The sequence below is a fragment of the Bacillus sp. Marseille-P3661 genome, from assembly GCF_900240995.1.
Lineage (GTDB): Bacteria > Bacillota > Bacilli > Bacillales > Bacillaceae_J > OESV01.
In genome coordinates, this window is sequence record NZ_LT965959.1 from 97,486 (window position 1) to 122,086 (window position 24,601).

General features: G+C 37.1%; 23 protein-coding genes. 21 read left to right on the forward strand and 2 right to left on the reverse strand.

Annotated features, from left to right (window positions below; translation table 11 throughout):
* Nucleotides 1–9: 9 nt before the first annotated feature.
* The 7 genes from C1724_RS24410 to C1724_RS24445 all read left to right on the forward strand — a co-directional run bounded on the left by C1724_RS24410 (nt 10) and on the right by C1724_RS24445 (nt 8,189).
* Nucleotides 10–762 carry a DeoR/GlpR family DNA-binding transcription regulator gene (locus tag C1724_RS24410; protein ID WP_102349538.1) on the forward strand — a complete coding sequence of 251 codons (753 nt, stop codon included), beginning with the start codon at nt 10–12 and terminating at the stop codon, nt 760–762.
* Nucleotides 759–1,670 (forward strand): 1-phosphofructokinase, encoded by a 912-nt coding sequence (pfkB, locus tag C1724_RS24415; RefSeq protein ID WP_102349540.1) that lies wholly within the window; start codon nt 759–761, stop codon nt 1,668–1,670. The genes C1724_RS24410 and pfkB overlap by 4 nt, the downstream gene beginning before the upstream one ends.
* A gap of 13 nt (nt 1,671–1,683) precedes the next feature.
* Nucleotides 1,684–3,600 (forward strand): PTS fructose transporter subunit IIABC, encoded by a 1,917-nt coding sequence (locus C1724_RS24420; RefSeq protein ID WP_102349542.1) that lies wholly within the window; start codon nt 1,684–1,686, stop codon nt 3,598–3,600.
* A gap of 135 nt (nt 3,601–3,735) precedes the next feature.
* Nucleotides 3,736–4,002: a phosphocarrier protein HPr gene (locus tag C1724_RS24425; RefSeq protein ID WP_102349544.1), complete on the forward strand. Its 267-nt coding sequence runs from the start codon at nt 3,736–3,738 to the stop codon at nt 4,000–4,002.
* Between the two features lie 778 nt (nt 4,003–4,780).
* Nucleotides 4,781–6,271, forward strand: a complete 1,491-nt coding sequence (gene glpK, locus C1724_RS24430) for a glycerol kinase GlpK (RefSeq protein WP_102349546.1) — start codon at nt 4,781–4,783, stop codon at nt 6,269–6,271.
* A 168-nt stretch (nt 6,272–6,439) separates the two neighbouring features.
* Entirely contained in the window at nt 6,440–7,012 is a 573-nt protein-coding gene (locus C1724_RS24435) for a YdcF family protein (RefSeq protein WP_102349548.1), read from the forward strand.
* Nucleotides 7,013–7,499: 487 nt separating this feature from the next.
* Nucleotides 7,500–8,189 carry an alpha/beta hydrolase gene (locus tag C1724_RS24445; RefSeq protein ID WP_102349551.1) on the forward strand — a complete coding sequence of 230 codons (690 nt, stop codon included), beginning with the start codon at nt 7,500–7,502 and terminating at the stop codon, nt 8,187–8,189.
* 25 nt (nt 8,190–8,214) lie between these two features.
* On the opposite strand, the gene C1724_RS24450 is transcribed toward C1724_RS24445, so the two are convergent.
* On the reverse strand, nt 8,215–9,069 hold the full coding sequence (locus tag C1724_RS24450; RefSeq protein ID WP_102349553.1) for a DegV family protein: 855 nt from the start codon (nt 9,067–9,069) through the stop codon (nt 8,215–8,217).
* Nucleotides 9,070–9,358: 289 nt separating this feature from the next.
* Here C1724_RS24450 and C1724_RS24455 point away from each other — a divergent pair, with 289 nt between their 5' ends.
* The 3 genes from C1724_RS24455 to uvsE all read left to right on the forward strand — a co-directional run bounded on the left by C1724_RS24455 (nt 9,359) and on the right by uvsE (nt 12,520).
* Complete coding sequence (locus tag C1724_RS24455; RefSeq protein ID WP_102349555.1) at nt 9,359–10,855, forward strand: DEAD/DEAH box helicase; 1,497 nt, start codon at nt 9,359–9,361, stop codon at nt 10,853–10,855.
* A 145-nt stretch (nt 10,856–11,000) separates the two neighbouring features.
* Nucleotides 11,001–11,477: a large conductance mechanosensitive channel protein MscL gene (gene mscL, locus C1724_RS24460; protein WP_102349556.1), complete on the forward strand. Its 477-nt coding sequence runs from the start codon at nt 11,001–11,003 to the stop codon at nt 11,475–11,477.
* Nucleotides 11,478–11,554: 77 nt separating this feature from the next.
* Nucleotides 11,555–12,520 (forward strand): UV DNA damage repair endonuclease UvsE, encoded by a 966-nt coding sequence (uvsE, locus tag C1724_RS24465; protein ID WP_102349714.1) that lies wholly within the window; start codon nt 11,555–11,557, stop codon nt 12,518–12,520.
* 518 nt (nt 12,521–13,038) lie between these two features.
* On the opposite strand, the gene C1724_RS24470 is transcribed toward uvsE, so the two are convergent.
* The gene (locus tag C1724_RS24470) at nt 13,039–13,623 is read right to left on the reverse strand and encodes a rhomboid family intramembrane serine protease (protein WP_102349558.1); all 585 of its coding nucleotides are present in this window, start codon (nt 13,621–13,623) and stop codon (nt 13,039–13,041) included.
* Between the two features lie 85 nt (nt 13,624–13,708).
* Here C1724_RS24470 and acpS point away from each other — a divergent pair, with 85 nt between their 5' ends.
* From acpS to C1724_RS24525, 11 genes are all read left to right on the forward strand, one after another.
* Nucleotides 13,709–14,065, forward strand: a complete 357-nt coding sequence (gene acpS, locus C1724_RS24475; protein ID WP_102349559.1) for a holo-ACP synthase — start codon at nt 13,709–13,711, stop codon at nt 14,063–14,065.
* 95 nt (nt 14,066–14,160) lie between these two features.
* Nucleotides 14,161–15,675 carry an NAD(P)H-hydrate dehydratase gene (locus C1724_RS24480; protein ID WP_102349561.1) on the forward strand — a complete coding sequence of 505 codons (1,515 nt, stop codon included), beginning with the start codon at nt 14,161–14,163 and terminating at the stop codon, nt 15,673–15,675.
* Between the two features lie 50 nt (nt 15,676–15,725).
* Nucleotides 15,726–16,733 (forward strand): LolA family protein, encoded by a 1,008-nt coding sequence (locus C1724_RS24485; protein ID WP_102349562.1) that lies wholly within the window; start codon nt 15,726–15,728, stop codon nt 16,731–16,733.
* 199 nt (nt 16,734–16,932) lie between these two features.
* Entirely contained in the window at nt 16,933–18,066 is a 1,134-nt protein-coding gene (gene alr, locus C1724_RS24490; protein ID WP_258000519.1) for an alanine racemase, read from the forward strand.
* A gap of 219 nt (nt 18,067–18,285) precedes the next feature.
* Entirely contained in the window at nt 18,286–18,579 is a 294-nt protein-coding gene (locus C1724_RS24495; protein ID WP_102349716.1) for a CopG family ribbon-helix-helix protein, read from the forward strand.
* Between the two features lie 4 nt (nt 18,580–18,583).
* Nucleotides 18,584–18,934: a type II toxin-antitoxin system PemK/MazF family toxin gene (locus tag C1724_RS24500; protein ID WP_102349566.1), complete on the forward strand. Its 351-nt coding sequence runs from the start codon at nt 18,584–18,586 to the stop codon at nt 18,932–18,934.
* Between the two features lie 572 nt (nt 18,935–19,506).
* The gene (locus C1724_RS24505; protein WP_258000520.1) at nt 19,507–20,508 is read left to right on the forward strand and encodes a PP2C family protein-serine/threonine phosphatase; all 1,002 of its coding nucleotides are present in this window, start codon (nt 19,507–19,509) and stop codon (nt 20,506–20,508) included.
* Nucleotides 20,509–20,566: 58 nt separating this feature from the next.
* On the forward strand, nt 20,567–20,899 hold the full coding sequence (locus C1724_RS24510) for an anti-sigma factor antagonist (RefSeq protein WP_102349568.1): 333 nt from the start codon (nt 20,567–20,569) through the stop codon (nt 20,897–20,899).
* Nucleotides 20,899–21,384, forward strand: coding sequence for an anti-sigma B factor RsbW (gene rsbW / locus C1724_RS24515; RefSeq protein ID WP_102349570.1), 486 nt, complete (start codon nt 20,899–20,901; stop codon nt 21,382–21,384). The genes C1724_RS24510 and rsbW overlap by 1 nt, the downstream gene beginning before the upstream one ends.
* On the forward strand, nt 21,353–22,144 hold the full coding sequence (gene sigB / locus C1724_RS24520; protein WP_258000521.1) for an RNA polymerase sigma factor SigB: 792 nt from the start codon (nt 21,353–21,355) through the stop codon (nt 22,142–22,144). The genes rsbW and sigB overlap by 32 nt, the downstream gene beginning before the upstream one ends.
* Before the next feature lie 284 nt (nt 22,145–22,428).
* Entirely contained in the window at nt 22,429–24,594 is a 2,166-nt protein-coding gene (locus C1724_RS24525; RefSeq protein ID WP_102349574.1) for a Tex family protein, read from the forward strand.
* The last annotated feature ends 7 nt before the right edge of the window (nt 24,595–24,601 follow it).

Genomic DNA, 24,601 nt, shown 5'->3' on the forward strand with positions numbered 1-24,601 from the left:
GTAAAAGCATTGCTTACACCAGAAAGACATCGGAAAATATTATCTTTATTGACGGAAAAAGAAATTGTGAAACTACAGGAGTTAGTAGATGCAACGGACGCATCAGAATCAACAATTCGTCGTGATTTAATTCAGTTAGAAAATGAAAAAAAACTCAAACGTGTTCATGGTGGTGCATCATTACTGCATCAAAAAGGTGAAGAGCTAAGTGTTTTTGAAAAGTTAGCGAAAAATTTGGATGAAAAAGATGCCATTGCCAAATATGCAGCTAGTTTAGTTAATGACGGAGATTGTCTATATTTAGATGCAGGAACAACCACACATCAAATGATTGCATATATTACTTCAAAAAATATCAAAGTAGTAACAAATGGTATTACTCATTTGGAAACTCTACTTGAACAAGATATCGAAACTTATTCAACAGGTGGATTAATAAAAAAGAAAACTAAGGCTTTCATCGGCCGGGGTGCGTTAGAAGGGATTCAACAATATCGGTTTGATAAATGTTTTATAGGTGTTAATGGTATCCAAATTGATTGTGGTTTTACTACACCTGACCCTGAGGAGGCATTAATAAAAAGCTTGGCGATAAGACTATCGCAGCAAGCATTTGTATTAGCAGATCATAGTAAATTTAATGAGATTACCTTTGCGAAAATAACCGATCTTGAAAAAGCCACCATTATTACAAATGAAAGTGATCAAGAAATACTAGCACCATACCGTAAAAATACATTCATAAAGGTTGTGTCAACATGATCTACACACTAACTCTCAACCCTTCTATTGATTATATTGTCAGAGCTGACAATGTTACGCTTGGGAGCTTAAACCGAGCCACCGCCACCGCCTTTTATCCTGGTGGCAAAGGTATTAATGTATCACGTGTTCTTCATAATCTAGGCGTGAACAGTACGGCTCTTGGTTATTTAGGCGGTTTCACTGGAGTATATATTAAGGAACAATTGTCTAGTGCAGAAATAGCTTGTGATTTCGTACAGTTAGATGAGCCAACGAGAATTAATATTAAATTGAAAACTGATCAAGAAACTGAAGTTAACGGCAATAGCCCTTATGTTTCACAGGTAAAACAAACCGAGCTTCTTGATAAGATTTCAAAGTTAACAGCTGAGGACTTTTTAGTGATGGCAGGAAGTTTACCACAGTCTGTTGCAGCGGATTTTTATGAGATTGTGGCTGAACGCTGTATTGAAAAGAATATTCCTTTTATTATTGATACATCAGGAAATGCGTTTGAACGAATTTTAGATTATAAACCATTTTTGATTAAACCTAATCAACATGAGTTAGAGGACTTATTAGATGTTAAAATCCATTCCGTTGAAGATGCTATCCAATATGGCAGTGAATTACTTCAAAAAGGCCCAAGCCATATTATTGTTTCACTAGGCGGTGATGGCGCCGTATTTATTAGTGAAGGTTTAAAAGCCGTTGCACACGCACCCACAGGTGTTGTAAAAAACACTGTCGGTGCAGGGGATTCAACGGTAGCTGGATTTTTATCTTCATATGTTCAACACAATGATTTATTAAAGGCTTTCCAATTTGGTGTTGCCGCTGGTAGTGCAACCGCCTTTTCAGAGGATTTGTGCACGAAATCAGAAGTAGAGAAACTCCTACCACAAGTTAAAGTGGAAAAATTATAAAGGAGATAACAGCATGAGAATAACAGAATTATTAAGATTAGATACGATTATTCTGGATTTACAATCGACTAGTAAAGCTGCGGTAATTGATGAATTAGTTAATAAACTTCATAGTGCTGGCAGATTAAATGATAAACAGAAATATAAAGAGGCGATTCTAGCTCGTGAGGCACAAAGTACGACAGGCTTAGGAGAAGGGATTGCTATTCCACATGCGAAAACAAATGCTGTGAAAACGCCTGCGATTGCATTTGGCCGTTCTACAGCAGGTATTGATTACGAGGCGTTAGATGGACAGCCTAGTAAATTATTTTTTATGATTGCCGCTAGTGAGGGAGCCAATAATGCGCATTTAGAAACTTTATCAAGATTATCGATGCTGTTAATGGATGAAGACATCCGTGGAAAGCTGGAAACTGCAACCTCAGAGAAAGAAATCTTAAACATTATTGATGCTAAAGAAGCCGAGTTAGCAGGTGAACAGGAACCGAAACAAGCGGAGCCTGAGATCGCGCAAAAAGCTGTATCGGCAACTAAAGGGAGAATTCTAGCAGTTACGGCTTGTCCAACTGGAATTGCTCACACCTATATGGCCGAGAAAGCATTAAAGGATAAAGCAAAAGAGCTTGGCCTTGATATTAAAGTAGAAACAAATGGATCAAGCGGTGCTAAAAACGTTTTAACAGCGAGTGATATTGAGGATGCAGATGTAATTATTGTTGCCGCTGATAAACAGGTTGAGATGGAACGATTTAAAGGCAAACCTGTGATTCAAGTGCCAGTAGCGCAAGCTGTTCGTAAACCACAAGAGTTATTAGATAGAGCGGTAAACAAACAGGATGCTCCAATATACGAAGGCAAAGCAGGAATAGCATTAGATAGTCAAGTCAATGACGATAGACCAAAAGAACGCTCTGGATTTTATAAGCATTTAATGAGCGGTGTTTCCAACATGCTGCCGTTTGTTGTAGGTGGCGGGATTTTAATTGCCATTTCGTTTATCTTTGGTATTAACGCTGCTGACCCCAATGATCCATCGTACAATCCGATTGCGGCTGCATTAAATACCATTGGCGGTGGAACTGGTGCATTTGGACTAATGATTCCTGTGTTAGCTGGTTTTATTGCAATGAGTATAGCTGACCGTCCAGGTTTTGCTCCTGGTATGGTAGGTGGCTTGCTTGCTTATACAGGAGGTGCCGGTTTCCTAGGTGGCTTAATTGCCGGATTCTTAGCAGGTTATTTAGTAATCGGATTGAAAAAAGGGTTTGCCGGGTTACCTGTTTCCTTGGAAGGTATTAAACCAGTGCTATTATATCCGTTATTTGGTATTTTATTTACTGGTTTGATTATGCAGTTCATTATCATTGAGCCTGTTAAGTTTATCAATGATGCTTTAACGGTATGGTTAGAAGGTATGGGCGCTGGAAACCTATTATTAATGGGACTTATCTTAGGTGGAATGATGGCAGTTGATATGGGTGGACCGATTAATAAAGCGGCGTTTACATTTGGAATTGCAATGATTGATGCCGGCAACTTAGCACCGCATGCTGCGATCATGGCAGGTGGTATGGTGCCGCCGTTAGGGATTGCTCTTGCTACAACATTATTTAAAAAGAAATTTACCGATGCAGAAAGAGAAGCTGGTAAAACTAACTACATTATGGGTGCTACTTTTATTACAGAAGGAGCCATTCCGTTTGCTGCCGCTGACCCAGGACGAGTAATTCCTTCAGTTATTGTGGGTTCTGCAGTTGCGGGTGCCTTATCCATGTTATTTGGTATCGGCCTTCCTGCTCCACATGGCGGTGCATTTGTTATTCCGTTAGTGGAAGGTAATCCACTGATGTATGTAGTTGCAATTTTAATTGGTGCATTTGTTACAGCGATTATGCTTGGGTTCTTGAAAAAAGATGTAAAACAATAATATTTGGCAGTTATTCTAGGCGTTGCACTGCAAGCGCAAGCCGAGGAAACCCCGGTCGGCCGTGTCATCCCAGGACAGTGCCTGGAGCCTAAATCAAAACGCTTAATACAGCTTAAATAAAAGGAGAAATGAAAAATGACTGAAAAAACATTTAAAGTAATTAGTGAATCTGGTGTACATGCACGTCCTGCTACAGTTCTTGTGCAAATTGCAGGTCGATATAATAGTGATATTAATCTTGAGTACAATGGCCGTTCAGTTAACCTAAAATCAATTATGGGCGTTATGTCTCTAGGAATCCCAGTTGATGCTGAAATTAAAATTACAGCAGAAGGCTCAGACGAAAATGAAGCGTTAGCTGCGCTTGAAGAGGCGATTGTTAAAGAAGGATTAGGTAAGTAAAGCGGGTTGTTTGTTGGTTGGAGTTGAAGTGGGAGTCAGTAGTTGCAATCCCGTTTTAACTGCGTTAATTATAGAGGCTAAAGTAATTAGATCGACTATAAAGTAAAAAAACACACTGCATTTCGTATATTTATATGAAGCGCAGTGTGTTTTTTTATTGAAGAAGGGAACGGATGAAGCGTTTGAATAGGGTGGTAAGAAAGGGGGAAGTGAAGTAAAGATGTCAGTGAAGGTCTTACATAAAGATGAAGGACAAGGTGATGTGAAAGTAGCCGATTGAAGACCTTTATAAGGCCGATGAAGGGTAAAGTGGGGTAAAAAAGGCAGAGGAAACCTCTTTATAAGGCCGATGAAGGGTAAAGCGAGGTAAAAAAGGCAGAGGAAACCTCTTCATAAGGCCGATGAAGGGTAAAGTGAGGTAAAAAAGGCAGATAAAACCTCTTCATAAGGCCGATGAAGGGTAAAGTGAGGTAAAAAAGGCAGAGGAAACCTCTTCATAAGGCCGATGAAGGGTAAAGTGAGGTAAAAAAGACAGAGGAAACCTCTTCATAAGGCCGATGAAGGGTAAAGTGAGGTAAAAAAGACAGAGGAAACCTCTTCATAAGGCCGATGAAGGGTAAAGTGAGGTAAAAAAGGCAGAGAAAACCTCTTCATAAGGCTGCTCCGAGCACGTACAATAACTATATTTTAAAAAATGATAGGGAATTAATAAGTAAATATCGAAATAAAAACCTAGTAGTTAAAATATCCTTTTTAGTAGGGAAAGGAGAGGAAGTTTTTGGAGAATTACATATTATCTTTAGACCAAGGCACTACAAGTTCAAGAGCTATTCTTTTTAATAAACAAGGTAAAATTATTCATGTCGCTCAAAAGGAGTTCACACAAATTTTCCCTAATCCAGGTTGGGTTGAACATAATGCAAATGAAATTTGGGGTTCGATTCTTGCGGTAATTGCTGCGGTATTATCGGAATCCGGAATTAAACCCCAACAAATAGCTGGGATTGGAATTACTAATCAACGTGAAACAACGGTTGTATGGAATAGAGAAACCGGGCAGCCTGTTTATAATGCAATTGTTTGGCAATCAAGACAAACTGCTGAAATTTGTGATGAGTTAAAATCTAAGGGGTATAATGATTTATTTCACGAAAAAACAGGGTTATTAATTGATGCATATTTTTCAGGCACAAAGATAAAGTGGATTTTAGACAATGTAGAGGGTGCAAGAGAAAAAGCTGAAAAAGGTCAATTGTTATTTGGAACAATTGACACGTGGCTAATTTGGAAGTTGACGGGAGGCAAAGTCCATGTCACTGATTATACAAATGCATCGCGGACGTTAATGTTTAATATTTATGATTTGAAATGGGATGATCAGTTACTTGAGGTTTTAACTATACCCAAAGCAATGTTACCGCAAGTAAAGTCTTCCTCTGAAATATATGGAAAAACAGCCCATTATCACTTCTTTGGTCAAGAAGTTCCAATTGCAGGTGTAGCTGGTGACCAACAGGCCGCGCTGTTTGGGCAAGCTTGCTTTGACAAAGGATTGGCTAAAAACACGTATGGAACCGGATGTTTTATGTTAATGAATACGGGTGAAAAAGCTGTTGCATCAAAACATGGCTTGCTAACAACCATTGCGTGGGGAGTGAACGGCAAGGTAGAGTATGCGCTTGAAGGCAGCATTTTCGTAGCGGGTTCAGCTGTGCAATGGTTACGTGATGGATTGAGGATGTTCGCAAATGCAAAGGACAGTGAACAATATGCTTTACGGGTAGATTCCTCGGATGGCGTGTATGTTGTACCTGCATTTGTCGGTTTAGGAACTCCTTATTGGGATAGTGATGTTCGTGGAGCGATTTTTGGTCTGACAAGAGGTACAACAAAAGAACATTTTGTACGTGCTACACTAGAGTCGCTAGCATACCAAACCAGAGATGTATTAGCAGCAATGGAAGCGGATGCTAGTATTTCGCTGAAAACCCTACGTGTAGATGGGGGAGCTGTTAGGAATGAATTTTTGATGAACTTCCAAAGTGATATCTTGGGTGTACCTGTTGAACGACCTGTAATCAATGAAACAACTGCATTAGGTGCGGCGTACCTTGCTGGTTTAGCAGTTGGGTATTGGAAAGATCAAGAAGAAATATCAAAACAGTGGCAAATAGACCAACGCTTTGCCCCTTCAATGACTGAAAAACGCCGAAATGAACTCTATTCAGGGTGGAAAAAAGCGGTGCATGCAGCGATGACATTTAAATAAAGTATAAAAGTAAAAGCCGAAAGAATACGGCAAAATTCGGTGGGTGCCAGCATCGACAAGTGCCTGTCACTTGTCGATTTATTTGTGGATTTACTTGCCGGTTTTTTATAGATTTTTCTAAATTTGCGGAACGAATATGAATGAATCAAATATATAAGTAGGGATGATATGCGGTCAAGGGTAAAAAAAGTTTCTATATACATCGCACTTGGTTTCATGATCTGGTTTTTCATTCATACAGTTGTGATCATTATTGATGGATTGAGTGATGAGCTGGAAATTGTAGATGCAGCGGTTGTATTGGGAAATAAAGTGGAAATGAGCGGGCAACCTGCAAAAAGATTGAAGGCAAGATTAGATAAGTCATTGGAACTTTATGAACAGGGCTATTTTAAGTATGTGATTGTTAGTGGTGGCATTGGAAAAGAAGGCTTTGATGAAGCTGTTGTTATGAAAGATTATTTAGTGAAAAAGGGCGTACCGAGCGCAAGTGTTTTCGTTGATAGCAATGGTTATAATTCCTTTATGACAGCAGAAAATGCTATAAAAATCAGTAAAGAAGAGAACTTCAGTTCAGTTATGATCATCAGTCAATATTTCCACATAACTAGGACAAAGTTAGCTTTTAAAAAAGTTGGCTTTGAAGAAACATCGTCAGCACATGCAGAGATATTTGAGTATAGAGATGTTTACTCATTACTTAGAGAATTCCCTGCTTACTATAAATATTTATTATTATAAAAAAATGCCTGTCACTCATTTGTATTAAAACACTGAGTTAACAGGCATTTTTACTGTGGATAATACGCTTTTCACTACAAATTTAATTCTTACATTCAAATATTGAGGTTTCTCAATCTCATCTAATACCGCGTTTGCAAAGTCAGCATAGCTAATGTAGCTTTTATAGAAGGAAAAATAATTACCGACCCTCGAATCCGCAGAGTGAACAAATAGAGTAAAACGATTGATATATTGTATTATTTTTCTATTGATGAACATTGAGAAAATGTTAAAATTCATTTTAGGTTAAAACTATCATGCATTTTATTTGCGATTTAGTTACCCTCCCATTAAACTACAAATTCACTTCATCCATCGACATATTTCTTGGGAAATAAGTCGATTTCATACTAAGTTGTCGAACCAAAATATTTATTAATTATACTGCGTTAGTATAATGGAAAGCTAAATATAAAAAAGATGATGATAAAAAGGTGAGATAAAAATGATTGGTTGTTTATGCGTTCATGGCTTTACAGGAGGACCTTTTGAAGTAGAGCCTTTAGTCAATTACCTAGAAACAAGAACAAATTGGCATATTGAGATGGTGACCTTACCTGGACATGGTGAACAGCTTAATTTAAAGGGGGTAGGTTACGAAAAATGGATTCAAGAAGTAGAAGAAAATATTAAAGATCTACAAAAAAAATGTAATACAATTTACTTGATTGGTTTTTCAATGGGAGGCATTATTTCAGCACATTTAGCTACGAAATATCCTATTAATAAGCTTGTTCTGTTAAGTGCAGCTGCATATTATTTAAATCCTAAGCAAATGTTAATCGACGTTAAAGATATGACTATAGATGGCTTGCGGGGAAATCTTGCTGAAAATGTACTATATAAAAGATATCGAAAGAAATTTAAAGAAACACCAATAAGTGCTACGTTTCAGTTTCAAAAGCTTGTTAAAGCCTTGAGACCATCACTCCAGCAACTCGATATTCCCACATTAGTTGTACAAGGAGAAATCGATGGTGTTGTTCCGAAAAAAAGTGCGGACTATATATATCAAACGATTCCTACAAATGATAAGGAATTGCTTTTCCTTGAGAACTCCAAACACCATGTTTGTCATGATGCAGACCAGCATCAATTATTTGCAGCAATTGAACGATTTTTAAGAGAAAGGTGATGTCATATATTTATGACATCACCTGTTAATTTGATTTAAAAGAAATAACGATACCGCCCTCGCCTGCATAAGTTCCAATTAATGGTCCCATTTCCGAAAGGATGGTTTCTTTAAATTTATAGCGGTCTTTAAGTTCACCTAATATGCTAAGTGCTTTGTCTTCGCAATTGCTATGTGTCATTGTTAAAATCTTTTCTTCAAAATGACTTCCATATTCATCTATTTGATCGATAAAACGGCGTAAAACCTTTTTGTTTCCTCGCACTTTTTCTTTAACTTCAATTGCACCTTCTTTACTAACGCCTAAAATAATTCGAATATTTAAGGCGTTTGCAATAGCAGCCTTTGTTTTACTAAGTCTACCGCCTTTTATTACATTTTCAAGTGTTTCCAATAATATAAGTGTTTGTGTCTTTTCTATTGCCTTTTCTGTATGTAGTACAATCGCATCAAAACCTGCACCTTTTTCCCTTAGCTCAATCGCCTCGCGGATTAATAGAATTTGACCACAGGAACCAGTTTTCGTATCAATAACTTCAATTTGGCGAGATGGCTGATCCTCAAGCAGCATGCTTTTAGCTAATACGGCACTGTCGTAGGTACCACTTAAACTTTTGGAAAGGGCAAAAACGATAATTGCCTGATCTTCAGGAACCTCTAGGTAAGCCGCTAGAAAGTCCTGTGGTGAAGGGCACGATGATTTAGGGAGTTCTTCAGTTTCTCTCATCATTTTATAGAACGTTTGATTATCTATATCAATGCCAGTTTTAAACTGTTGTTCACCAAAGCGGATATTCAGAGGAACAACCTTAATTTTATTTTTTTCAACAAAGTCCAAAGGTAAGTCTGCGGCCCCATCTGTAATAAACTTAATTGTCATTAATTCACACCTACTTGTTTGAATGTTAATAGTTTATTAGTATATTCTAACACCTCAAGTATATGAATCCTATCTATTTTAGAAATAGGGTGCACATTCAAAACTTTACTATACATATACAGAAACAATGAGTTTATGCTAGTGGTTTTGTCTATACTAACTGTAAAGTTGATGGTTTTATGGTTTGTATGACGATTCGGAGAGTATTTACATTGTTGCATAAAGAAAGTAAGTATGGTAAGATTTTAGTCAAAATGCCAAAAAGTAGAAAGTTAGGGAGTATGAATACATGAAGATGTTTCATGAATTAGGAATAAGTGAAAAAGTAATGAAGTCTATTCAGGCTATGGGTTTCGAGGAGGCAACGCCGATCCAAGCCGAGACGATTCCGGTAACGTTACAAGGTAAAGATTTAATCGGACAAGCTCAAACCGGTACTGGTAAAACAGCTGCGTTTGGTATACCGATGATCGATAGAATTGAAACAAATAATCCGAACATCCAAGGAATTGTTGTAGCGCCAACGAGGGAATTGGCTATTCAAGTTGCAGAAGAGTTAAATAAAATCGGACGGTTTAATGGAATTAAAGTATTACCGATTTACGGTGGTCAAGACATTAATCGCCAAATTCGTGCTTTGAAAAATAGGCCGCAAATAATTGTTGGTACACCTGGTCGTTTAATCGATCATATTAACAGAAAGACGATACGTCTTCAAAGTATTCGAATTGTCGTATTGGATGAAGCTGATGAAATGTTGAACATGGGTTTCATTGAAGATATTGAGTCAATTCTTAAAGAAGTACCTGAGGAACGTCAAACGTTGTTGTTTTCAGCAACAATGCCAGACCCAATTAGAAAGATAGCAGAAAACTTTATGTCTGACCCAGTTTTAGTAAAGGTTAAGGCAAAAGAAATGACTGTTCCGAATATTGAGCAGTATTACATTGAAATTCAAGAAAAGAAAAAGTTCGATGTTCTTACGCGTCTATTAGATATGGAATCACCTGAATTGGCGATTATTTTTGGTCGAACAAAGCGACGTGTAGATGAGCTAAGTGAAGCATTAAATTCACGTGGTTATGCCGCAGAAGGTATCCATGGTGATTTAACACAAGCAAAACGCTCTTCTGTGTTAAAGAAATTTAAAACTGGGAAAATTGAAGTACTAGTTGCAACAGATGTTGCTGCTCGTGGATTAGATATTTCAGGTGTAACACATGTTTACAACTTCGATATTCCACAGGATCCTGAAAGCTATGTACATAGAATTGGGCGAACCGGCCGCGCAGGTAAACAAGGTCTAGCCTATACTTTTGTGACACCACGTGAAATTGGCCAATTGAAAAATATTGAGCGTACAACTAAAAAGAGTATGGTGCGTAAGCCTGTACCGTCGATGGACGATGCGTTAGAAGGTCAAAAGCAAATTACATCTGATAAGTTACAAACAACAATTAAAAACGAAAACATTTCATACTATAAGCATTTAGCAGAGGACTTATTAGATGAGTATGATTCCGTAACAGTTGTTGCAGCTGCTTTAAAGTTATTAACAAAAGAACCTGATATGACACCGGTTGAATTAACTGCAGAAGCACCGATTATTGCAAAAGAACGAAGACGTGACAATAATCGGTCTCGTGATAATCGATATCAGCGCGATGGTGGCAAACCTAGAGCTAAAACGAGCTACCAACGCAGTGGCAGACCACGTCCGCCAGTTGGTAAAGCAGCAGGTGGCTCAAGTGGACCTCGCAAGAAAACATATAATAAAAATAAGTAAGATCACAAAACTGTTGCATCCATCCTGGTGTAGCAGTTTTTTTATTTTATATATGTATATATAGGTCGAATTAAAATGTATACGGATAAATCTATTCACATATAAATTAGCTAAAATACTTGTAGTATATCTTTAGGAGGTTAATGTGAAGGTTATAAAGGAATTTAGAGAATTTGCAATTAAGGGAAGCGTAATGGATATGGGAATAGGAGTCATTATCGGTACAGCTTTCGGAAAAATTGTCGATTCCTTTGTTACAGACATTTTTACACCGCCGCTTGCTATGCTTTTGGGGAAGGTGAGTTTTTCTAATTTATATATCAATTTATCTGGCACAACCTACTCCTCATTAAAGGATGCCCAAGCAGCTGGGGCCATTACAATAAATTATGGAGTGTTTTTAGATTCAATTTTACACTTTTGTATTGTGGCTGCAACTGCCTTTCTTTTTATTCGTCAAATGAATAAATTAAGAAAAATGCCACTCTCATCTGTAGCTACAAAATTATGCGAGCAATGTTTTACAAATATCCCTGCCCGAGCGGTAAAATGTCCGAATTGTACATCGGTTATTGGTCCAAATGAAACAAGAACAGTAAAAATAAATTATAGAGCAAGTTAATAAGATAAAATTGTTCCCACATACTGACCAAAGGTAAAAGCCATACTAATCCTAAAAAATAAAGTGGGTGTATGGCTTTGACCATTGTTAGATTAGGGTACGTAGCCATGAGTATGGTAGTCAAAAATTGCTCGCCTTCACAAACAATGACATATGCGCAATTTGCAAAGATTCCAGACCGTGAAGCCGCTATTAGGAAGTTAGAACGTATTGCACAATCCAATATAGAAAATTGCCTGAGACTTCTCAAACATAATCTCGCGCATGATATACATTTTTTCCGTTTAAGTTCTAGGTTAATTCCGTTAGCAAATCATGAAGAAATATCCGATTGGGATTTTATGGAGCCCTTAAAAGATTCTCTTCATGAAATTAAAGTTTTTTTAAACAAAAATCCAATGAGAGTAGACTTCCATCCTGATCATTTTGTATTGCTTAACTCAACAAAAGTCGATGTTCTAAATAATTCATTAAAAACTTTGGTAATGCATAAAAAACTTTTAAAAGGTATGGGGATTAACCCTGTTCACCGGTGTGTTCTTCATGTTGGAGGAGCATATAAAGACAAGGAGAAAGCACTGGAACAATTTATCCTAAACTGGGGTCAGATTCCACGGAGAGTTCAAGATTTAATTATGCTTGAAAATGATGATACATCTTTTCAAGTTCAGGATACATTGTATTTATGTCAAAAACTTGGGATACCATTAGTTTTCGATTATCATCATCATTTGGCCAATCATGAGGAAAATAATTGGATTGGCGATTGGGAGCGAATAGTTGGAACATGGGCGCACTCTGAGCTACCAATTAAAATGCATATTTCAAGCCCAAAAAGTGAAAAGCAATTTCGACATCATGCTGATTATATAGACGCGGAGATGTTCATGGAATTTTTAAACGAAATAAAGGGTAGTGTTAACGAAATAGACTGTATGATAGAGGCAAAACAAAAAGACAAAGCACTATTTCAATTAGTGCAAGACTTAAAAAATAAAAGTGAAGTAGAATTTATAGATCAATCTAGTTTTATAATGCATTAAATGTGGAAAGAGCGCTGCCTATGGGAGCGTTTTTTTACGTTAGGGTAGTGATTTAGTGCCAAATCCCTTCATCGGGTGCATGAAGGGGTTAAGTGAGTGGAAATCGGGTATCAAACCTCTTCATCGGTTGCATGAAGGGGTTTGTCGAGAGAAAATCGGGTGAAAAACCTCTTCATCGAGTGCATGAAGGGGTTTGTCGAGAGAAAATCGGGTGAAAAACCTCTTCATCGAGTGCATGAAGGGGTTTGTCGAGGGAAAATCAGGTGGGAAACCTCTTCATCGGGTGTATGAAGGGGTTAGTCGAGAGGAAATTGGGTGTAAAGACTCTTCATCGTCTTTTGATACTATACATGTTACCCTACTAATTAAAATAGTTTATTCTAAGACGTTAACGATCGCGAAAACTTAGAACAAAAAAACCTTGGATAAGGCATTAATCCAAGGTACTAAAATTCACTGGTTCTTAGTTTTTTGAAAAAAAGCCAATATCATGTTAGCCCATGTCGGCCTAGAGCGACTTACAATTTTCTAAGTAAAATAGGACCAAGTGCTGCCCCGCCTAGTAAGCCAAAAATATGAGCAAATATATTAATATTAGATCTGAAAATAGTCATGGCGAATCCCACAACTAAGATGGTAATGATAATTTGGGAACTCATTCTGTCGATTAAGTCCTTGCGGTAAATGACCATATATACATAAATTCCAAATAAGCTAAATATTGCACTAGATGATCCGAGGTGGAGATAATTAATTGGTGCTACAAAAAAAGTACCGATGTTAGCCAATGCACCCCCTACAAAGTAAAGAATAATAAATTTAAATTTCTTGAGCATAACTTCAAGCGCTGGGCCAAATAAAATTAAGGAAAACGAATTAAATAAAAGATGTCCAAAACTACCATGTAAAAATATCGGGGTAATAAGGCGCCAGTACTCCCCGTGGTAAACATCCATATTTGAGCCAATTCCTAATCGTAAAAGTAGATCGCCCCCGGGAACGAAAGACGTAACTAGCCATAAAATTAAATTTGTTGCCACAAGCAAAGTAACAATAGGATAATATTGAACAAACGATCGAAAACTCTCATTGCGAATAAACATACATAAATCTCCTTTGGTATACTTTTATTACAGTTATTACTATTATATTGTTAATTAGCGTTAAATAGAAGAAAGGAACATTACAATGATTAAAGGAATTGGCATAGATATTGTCGAATTGAACCGAATGAAAAAAATAATAGAACGACAACCAAAATTCCCCGAGAGAATATTAACAAATAAAGAACTTGAAATTTACGGGAAACTATCAGTTTCACGCCAAGTAGAATTTTTGGCGGGTCGATTTGCGGTTAAGGAGGCTTTTGCGAAAGCAAAAGGAACAGGTATAGGGAAAAACTTAAGTTTTCAAGATATTGAGGTACTGCCAGATGAATTTGGAAAGCCGGTTACACAATCAAATTTAAGTGAAGAAAAAATTCATCTATCAATTACACATTCGAAAGAATACGCGCTAGGACAGGTTATTATTGAACTTTTATAAAAAAAAACCTTATTTGTCGACAGCTTGGCATAGCTAGTCTGCATATTGCGATAAGTTGTCTCATATATTTTTAGTGCGGTAGGAGGGAACACACTTTGCAAATCGTAACTGCAAATGAATTGTACGAAATCGACCGCTTTACTATGAACGAAATTGGTATACCTGGAATTTTGTTGATGGAAAATGCCGGCCAAGCTTTTACTCGAAAAGCCTTAGATTATTTAAACGAAGGCGATAAAATCTTAATATTAATTGGTACTGGCAATAATGGTGGAGATGGTTTTGTAATTACAAGAGTCTTAAAAAGTTTAGGATTTAATGTGGATGCAGTGTTAATTCCGAAAAAGGAAAAAATCACTGGCGATGCGCTTGTTCATTTAACTGCATTAGAACGTTCAGGCTATACTGTTAAACCATTTACTACTGTACAATGTTTACAAAACTATGATGTAATCATTGATGCTATGCTAGGAATTGGTTTAAAGGGAAATCTTAAATCTCCTTATCAGGAAGTAATCGCTGCTTGTAATGAATGCGATGCAGTTAAATTATCAGTTGATATTCCTAGCGGGGTTACTGCGGATGGAAATCAACCAATTGAACTAGCGTTTAAGGCTAATGTAACGATTACATTGCATCTACCTAAGCTTAGTGCATTTACGTTCCCTGCTCGTGATTTTTATGGCGAGCTGGAAGTGGTTTCTATTGGTATTCCACCTAAAGCTTCTGAAAGTGTAGAAACTATGCGGAAATGTTGGACAAAACAAGATGTATGTAATTCAATTCCACTTCGATCATCTTCATCGCATAAAGGTGATTATGGAAAGGGCCTAATTATTGGTGGTTCCAATTCAATGTCCGGAGCACCTATTTTGACAACCAAAGCATCGCTACGTGCTGGGGGAGGTCTTATTACACTAGCAATTCCAGATGTTATTCATTCAACTGTAGCTAGTCAGGTTGTGGAAGCTATGTTTTCGCCTTGGTCATCAGAGTTGGGTTACTTCAGTGGGGAAATTGGACTGGACTTGTCTAAATTTAACTCAATTGCTTTTGGTCCAGGGATGGGACGTGAAAAGGGTGGAGAGATAATCCTTTCGGAATTACTCGATACATTTCAGGCTCCATTAATTGTCGATGCTGATGGTTTGTTTTATTTAACTTCTCCAAAACTTAAAGAAAAGTTAAAGCAACGACTTGCTCCAACGGTTTTAACTCCTCACTCAGGAGAAATGGCACGTCTACTGAACTTCTCAGTAAAAGAGCTAGAGCAAAACCGGTTTGAGTATTCGCGCAAGTTTGCAATGGAATATGGGGTCTTCCTTGTATTGAAAGGGCCTTATTCAATTGTAACAACACCATCGGGAGAACAATATATAAACACGACTGGCAATCCCGCTTTAGCTAAAGGCGGTACAGGTGATGTATTAACGGGAATAATCCTTGCTTTTGTAATGGGCCATTCAAATCTTCAAGAAGCCATTAGCAATGCAGTATATGTTCATGGAAAAGCGGCTGAGGAGTTAGTAGCTCAAAACCATTCGATGGTTGATGTTCTAGCTACGGATGTAATAAATGCACTTCCTCTAGTATTTCGTACATTCTTTTAAGCTTATCTGGTTCCCTTCTTTGTCCGAAATGAGACAAAGGGGTTGAGGAAATGAAGAAAAGCTTTACACTCGTACTTTTAGGACTTTTACTCATCATTGGATTAACGGCTTGTGGCGAAAAAAGTCAGGAGGATGTAAAGAAAGCACTTAACAAAAAAATCGAGGAGATGTCAGGCTATAAAGCTAATGCTACATTAACATTACAGACTGGTAATGAACCACAAGAATATAATATAGATATTGCCCATAAAGCGCCTGACTTCTATCGTGTTCACTTAAAGAGTGATAACAAGGAGCAGAGCCAAATGATTCTTCGTAATAAAGAAGGTGTATTTGTTATTACACCAGCATTAAATAAAAGTTTCCGTTTTCAAAGCGATTGGCCAGAAAACAGCAGTCAAGCCTATCTTTATCAGTCACTAGTTAGCGATATATTAAATGATGCTGAAACACAATTTGCTTCAACTGAGAATGAATACGTATTTACAACAAAAACAAATTATCAAAATAACAAAACACTTCCAGTTCAAGAGATAACGATTAATAAGAAAGATTTAACGCCTGTAATGGTAAAAGTGATGGACCAAGATATGCAACCATTAGTGCAAGTAGATTTTACAGGATTTGAATTTGATGCACAATTTGATGCTGACGCATTTGATTTAGAGAAAAATAAAACAGGTGCTGAAATGGATACTCCAACAATGGCACAGCCTGCGGATGCAAATCTAATGGTTTTATATCCAGAATCAACGCTTGGAATGGAACTAATTGAAGAAAAGAAAGTAGCTACTGAAAATGGAGAGCGTATTGTATTAACATATGCGGGAGAAAAGTCATTCACATTATTTGAAGAAGTTTCTTCAGTATTACCAGCTAGTAATCCGATTTTCGTAGACGGTGAGCCAATTGATTTAGGATTTACAGTTGGTGCAATGACTGAAAATGCTATTTCATGGACATATGGTGGCGTTGATTATTATTTAGCATCAAAAGATTTAACACAGGCGGAAATGGCTGAAATTGCTCGCTCTGTTCAAGGTCAATCTATTAAATAAAAATCCTTTCAAATTTCGGCTCAGGTCTATAATCTGAGCCTTTATTTTATCTGAAAAAATAAATCAATGGTATCTGTTTTGTTTTTGTACTGGCGTTTAGTTCCATCTTCCTAACTGTGCATAGGATAATTGACAAATAAATAAAATCATTTAAAATCGAAGTTACATTTAAACCTATATGGTGTGGGGGAAGAGAGTAGTGGAACTACCGTATTATCGTGATACATGGGTTGAAGTTAATCTTGACTGTATTTATGAAAATGTAACGAATATGAAAAAGCACCTTCCATCTGAGACGGATATCATTGCTGTAGTAAAAGCGAATGGCTATGGACATGGTGCGGTTCAAGTTGCGGAAACAGCATTAGCAGCAGGTGCAAATTGGCTCGCAGTTGCACTTTTAGATGAGGCGTTAGAGCTCAGAGCAAATGGGATTTTAGCACCTATTTTAGTTTTAGGTTGGACGCGACCTCAGGACGTTCAGATTGCGCAACAGCAAAATATAACACTGACTGTATTCCAACGTGAATGGTTAGAAGTGGCCGGTTCTTATTTAAACGCTAATTCTTATGTTAACTTCCACTTAAAATTGGATACAGGGATGGGACGTATTGGTGTTAGAGAAAAGGCCGAACTGGATGCTTTCTTAAAGTATATTAAAGAGCACCCGCAGTTTGTAATGACTGGGGTATTTACTCATTTTGCAACTGCTGATGAATTAGACTTGTCATATTTTCATGAGCAATATAATAGGTTTGTAAAGTTCTTAGAATGGGTAAAAGAACACAAGAGAAATCAATTATTGATTCATTGTGCAAACAGTGCAACAGGCTTGCGTTTTCCTGAAAAAACTTTTAATGCAGTTCGTTTCGGTATTGCGATGTATGGTTTGACACCTTCGCCTGATATTAAAAATCAACTACCATTTCAGCTAAAAGAGGCCTTCTCATTAAAGAGTAAACTGGTTCATATTAAGCGATTAGGTGTTGGTGAAAAAATTAGTTATGGCTCGACCTATGAAACGAAAAAAAATGAATGGATAGGAACAATCCCAATTGGATATGCTGATGGGTGGATACGTAAATTAAAATATGCTAATGTTCTCGTAGATGGAGAATTTTGCCCAATCGTCGGAAGAATTTGCATGGACCAAATGATGGTTCGATTGCCGAAAGAACTTCCTGTAGGAACAGATGTTACATTGATTGGTGAACAAGGTAAACATACGATTAGTGTCGATGATGTTGCAAAACAATTAGATACTATTAATTATGAAATACCTTGTATCATTACGTCTAGAGTTCCCCGTGTTTATGTGAGAAACAATAACTAAATCTGTTTATTTCTAGGAGTAGTGTAGTAAAGTTTGTGATGTGAGATCTTACAGGTTTTTCTTGTTCATCAATAAAGTAGAAATTTTATGTAAAAAATCTAATACATTGGTAAATACTAAAATCTGTAATAATTAATTTCATTTTGCAATACATCTTGTAGAGTGGTATTATTAATGTGGTATAGAATTGATCTTGTTATAAAATTTGTTGTGCAGTTGATGGCGGAGGTGTTATTTGTGTCTGAAAGTACACAAGAAATCTTGGTTCGATTACCCCAAGCTCTTATTAACGAAGTTGATGGTTTTCTAAAGCAGGAGGACAGTAATCGTAATGAATTTATTTATCAAGCAACGAAAATGTACCTCAGAGAACGTAGAAAACGACAAATTCGCGAAACGATGAGACGCGGATATATGGAAATGGCTAAAATCAATCTAAACATCGCATCAGAAGCGTTTCTTGCTGAGGAGGAAGCGGAAAATACCTTAGAACGCTTAGTTAGCGGGGTGTAATGATTTGATTGTTAAACGTGGCGACGTTTATTTTGCTGACCTTTCCCCTGTTGTCGGCTCGGAACAAGGAGGCGTTCGCCCTGTACTGGTCATCCAAAATGATATCGGGAATCGATTTAGTCCCACAGTTATTGTTGCAGCTATCACAGCCCAAATTCAAAAAGCGAAGCTACCTACGCATGTGGAAATTAACGCGGAAAAATATGGATTTGAACGTGACTCTGTTATTTTACTAGAGCAAATTCGTACAATTGACAAACAACGACTTACGGATAAAATCACGCATCTAGATGAGGGCATGATGAGTAAAGTTGATGACGCACTCCAAATTAGCATTGGTCTTATTGATTTTTAATAAGGTCCTTTTATGACGCTTCCAGGGTTTAAGTATGATAGTACCGGGGTATATCAAGGATTATCATTAAATACGTATATTACTAAAAATAGCGGCTTCATAGCGAATGAGGCGGCTTTTTTTAATTGGGTGACCGACTGTACTAGAAAACAGCCTTTTAACTCGTATAATCGAACTGATTTATGGTATCATACAAATCTTTTAATGCAGGGACCAGATAACTTACACTGGTCTTTTTTTTACATGAGGACAATATAATAAGATTAAAATTCCTCGATATGACCTAATGGTGATATCGTATTTTTTTGCAATTTTGGTTTATAAATTGCGCAAATATTAAAAAAATGAAATAATAATTGGGGATATTATGTTAATATTTCAAGAAAACGGCTTCAGGTTGTGCTTATAAGTGGGGTGCAGGGAGCTCGGATTTTCACTGCCTACCCATTGTAACGTCTTTTAGAAGGGGTGTCGCCCGAAATAGGGGAAACACAAGTGCTTGTGCTTTTATAATAGCAGTGGTATTTAACAGTGTTGAAGACATATATATAGTTCCTATAGGGGGAGATGTGGTGTACGCCAATCGTTGGAAACATGAATATAAACAATATTTAATGCAATATATTAACAGTCGAGATAAAAGCATTTTATACAAAGGACAAAAATTAAGCCGCCATTTAATTGAAACCAAGGTGTCACCAGAAGAAGTGATAAAAGTGCATATTTCCTCTTTAAAGGATCTACAAGAAGTAGCACCCTATGTTCAAGACTCCTTTGATTTTTTACTTAAAGTAATGACGGGTTATGGAGAAGCGTATCGTGAGTTACTTAATCTTCGGTACCAACAATCAGAGCTGCAATCAGAAATACAAGTTGCTGCAAATATGCAACAAACTTTATTGAGGTCAGAATGGCCGACGGTTGAGTCCTTAGACATCGGTGCGATTAGTAGACCGGCAAGGCAGATGAATGGTGACTATTATCATTTTGTCCAGGATGAGAATGGTAGTGTCAGTGTTGCAGTTGCCGATGTCATCGGAAAAGGAATTCCTGCAGCGCTTTGTATGTCGATGATTAAGTATTCAATGGATAGTTTGCCTGAAACGAGGATGACACCAAGGTATGTACTTGAAAACTTAAACCGAATTGTAGAGCAGAATGTTGATAGCAGTATGTTTATCACAATGTTCTATGGAATCTATGATTCAGCAGCACATAAGTTCAGATATTCTTCTGCCGGACATGAACCGGGATTTTATTATCATGCTGAATCAGATCAGTTTGAAGAGTTAAAAACAAAGGGACTTGTGCTTGGTGTTTCTAAAACTTTATATGAGGAATATGAAAGAAACGTTTTACCAGGTGACATGATCGTTTTATTAACGGATGGCTTAACAGAATGCAGAATTGGAAATCGATTTATTACAAGAGAAGAGGTTGCAGGCTTAATAAAAAAATATATTCACCTCCCATCTCAAGATATTGTAAATAATATCTATAGTGAATTACATGATTCGGGTTCTTACAAGCTTACGGATGATTTCACACTAATTATTTTAAGAAGAAGGGTTTAGTGTTACATAATAGAGGGTAACCCCCTTTATAAGGGTACGAAAGAGGGTGCTAGAAAAAATGAACTTAAAAATTGATAATAAAAAAATTGGGAATGATCAAGTTCTGAGTATAGTAGGAGAAGTTGATGCATATACAGCTCCTAAACTTCGTGAAGTATTAATACCATTAACAGAGCAGGAAGAAATGAATGTAGTTGTTCATTTATCTGGTGTTCGCTATATGGATAGTACTGGACTTGGAGTTTTTATCGGTGCGTTGAAGTCGTGCCGGAGACATGGATGTTCATTAAAATTAGTCGGATTAACGGAACGAGTGGAGCGGCTATTTCAAATCACAGGCTTATCAGAAATAATTGATATAGAGACGGCAGACATAAGAGGTGAAATGTAATGAAGAAGTCGTTCGACTTCATAGAAATGAAAATTCCTGCAAAATCGGAGTATGTAGGGGTAATCAGGCTGACGGTATCAGGTATCGCAAGCCGCATGGGGTTTACTTACGATGAAATTGAGGACATAAAGGTAGCGATCTCGGAAGCGACTACGAATGCTATACAACATGCTTATCATGAGAGCGAAGAAGGAGAGGTGGTATTAGGATTTGTAGTTCATCATGCTAGGTTAGAGATAATAGTGGCAGATAACGGTAAAAGCTTTAATTTAAACGACATCTCACATAACAATGGACCGTACGATCGCGCGACACCAATTGAAAATATGCGTGAGGGCGGTTTGGGTTTATATCTCATTGAGACTCTAATGGATGATGTTTCATTTAATAATCAAGCTGGCGGCGTTGTCTTAGTCATGACAAAGCACCTTAGTAGAGATGAGGTGGACCCTGGTGACGACACAGTCTCATCCTCCCAATCATAACGAGTGTGTTTATAACTGGATTAAACAATATCAAGAGCACGAAGATGAAGATGTGCAAACCTTACTTGTAAATCACTATAAAAAATTAGTTGAATCACTCGCGCGGAAATACTCTAAAGGGAAAAATATACATGAGGACTTAGTCCAGGTTGGCATGATAGGTTTGCTAGGTGCAATTCGTAGGTTTGATCAAAATTATGGTGGGAATTTTGAGTCATTTGCAATTCCAACCATTCTTGGTGAAATTAAAAGGTTTATTCGTGACAAAACATGGAGCGTGCATGTTCCAAGAAGAGTTAAGGAACTGGGCCCGAAGTTAAAAAAATCCGTTGAGCTACTGACAGAAGAACTACAGCGCTCACCGAAAGTTGAAGAAATAGCACAATATTTAAATGTTTCAGAAGAAGAAATATTAGAAACGATGGAAATGAGTAAAAGTTATCGAGCACTTTCGGTTGATAGTAAAATAGAGAGCGATTATGAGGGTGGCAGCGTTACGCTATTAGATCTCATTGGTGAACATGAAATTGGATATCAAAATATAGACCGTTCTATGCTAGTTGAAAAAATCTTAAGCGTACTAAGTGAGAGAGAGCGGGACATTTTAAGGTTAACTTACTTCGAAAATTTGAGTCAAAAAGAAACGGGCGAAAAATTAAATATTTCACAAATGCATGTATCACGTTTGCAACGGAGAGCTTTGAAGAAACTAAGAGAACTCATCCAACACGAATCCCAAGAGTATAATAAAATTCTTTGACTATATAAGATTACTTAATAAACTGAGCCCACTATTTTTATTTTTTTATGATATCCCCAAATGTTCTATTATTATTCATCCGATTTTAAGTTCGGAATCCACAAAATTAATTACTGTGTAGGATACCATTTCTCATTTTTCATTTTCAGCACATTTAAAGATTTATTCAAGGCTTTGGCAGGAGCTTTTCTGAAGAAAAGCTCCTACTAGTGTTGTTAGGTGTTTACTTAAATTATTTGGTAAAATGTACAATAGAATATGTTAAAACGATAGGTGGAGACAAAATGACCGAAAGAGATAACTTTATTATTAATAATATTGCAAAGAGTTTAGGTATTTCTACAAAGCAAATTCAGAATGTTATTGCGCTAATAGAGGAAGGAAACACAGTTCCCTTTATTGCACGATATCGAAAGGAACGAACAAACGGACTTGATGAAGTGCAGATTCGCTCTATTACTGAAAAGTGGGAGTATGCACAAAATCTTGAAAAAAGAAAAGAAGAAGTTATTCGGTTAATTGACGAACAAGGTAAGTTAACTGAGGAGCTAAAAAAGGATATTGAACAAGCGGTAATTCTCCAACAAATCGAGGATTTATATCGACCATATAAACAGAAACGCAGAACAAAAGCTACTATTGCAAAAGAAAAAGGACTTGAGCCTCTGGCTGAATGGATGTATAGTCTACCTACTCAAGGAAACGTGGAAGATGAAGCGAGAAAGTACTTGAATGAGGAAAAGGAAGTATTAACTGAAGAAGATGCCTTAGCTGGAGCTAGAGATATTATTGCAGAGTATATATCAGATTCAGCTCCATTTAGAGAATGGATTAGAAATGAAACATTCAAAAGAGGGAAATTACAATCGGTTGTTAAAGACCAAGAAAAAGATGAAAAGAATGTATATGAAATGTATTATGAGTACGAGGAACCAGTACTAAAAGTGGTACCACACCGTGTTCTAGCACTAAATCGTGGTGAAAAGGAAGATGTATTAAAGGTTACGGTTGATCCTCCGCAAGAAAATATTCTTAATTACTTAACAAAAGAAATTATTAAAGGAAAAAGTACTGTTGCAATTGGACAGTTAGATACGGCGATTGAGGATTCATATAAGCGCTTGATTCAGCCTTCAATTGAACGTGAAATCCGTAATACTTTAACTGAAAAGGCTGAAGACCAAGCAATACATATATTTTCCGAAAATTTAAGAAACCTATTATTACAACCACCTTTAAAAGGAAAAATGGTGTTAGGTGTTGACCCTGCTTATCGGACAGGTTGTAAGCTTGCTGTCGTTGATGAGACGGGAAAGTTTTTGAAAAAGGATGTGATCTATCCGCATCCACCTAAAGCAAAACCAGCGGAAGCAAAGGAAAAAGCGGCAGCGCTACTCAAAGAATTTCCGATAGAAATCATTGCAATTGGAAATGGAACTGCATCTCGTGAAACTGAACAATTCATCGCGGAATTGCTTAAAGAAACTGATCGTGAAATTTACTATTTGATCGTTAACGAAGCGGGTGCAAGTGTATATTCTGCGTCAGATCTTGCGCGTGAAGAGTTTCCTAATTTGCAGGTAGAGGAAAGAAGTGCTGTGTCGATTGCAAGGAGATTGCAAGACCCGTTAGCTGAACTAGTGAAAATTGACCCAAAGTCAATCGGAGTTGGACAATATCAGCATGATGTTTCACAGAAGAAATTATCGGGATCTTTAAGTTTTGTTGTTGAAACGGTAGTAAACCAAGTCGGTGTTAATGTAAATACTGCATCATCTTCTTTATTGCAATATGTAGCGGGTTTATCTAAAACTGTAGCGACAAACATTGTAAATCAGCGCGAATCAGAAGGGAAATTTTTAAATCGAGGTCAATTAAAAAAGATCCCTCGATTGGGAGCTAAAACTTACGAACAATGTATTGGATTTTTAAGAATAGTTGATGGAAATCACCCACTAGATCGTACATCAATCCACCCAGAAAGCTATGATGAGACTATTCGCCTTTTGGAAAAAGTCGGATGTTCAACTAATGATCTTGGTTCCGATAAATTAAAAGATGCTTTATCTAACGTAGACCTCCCGAAATTAGCGAAGGAAATTAATATTGGTGAACCAACATTAAGGGATATTATTGATTCGTTAATTCGACCTGAACGTGACCCGCGTGATGAAGTGCCAACGCCGCTTTTAAAGAAAGATATACTGCAATTGGAAGATTTAAAAAGAGGTATGGAATTAGAAGGTACAATTCGAAATGTTGTGGACTTTGGCGCGTTCATAGATATAGGAGTTAAGCAAGATGGATTAGTTCATATATCCAAATTAAGTAGGCAATTTGTAAAACATCCGATGGACATTGTTTCAGTCGGTGATGTGGTTAAAGTCTGGGTAGAGGACGTCGATCAAAAGAAAGGCCGAGTGGCTTTAACGATGCTACCACCACAATAGCGAATTA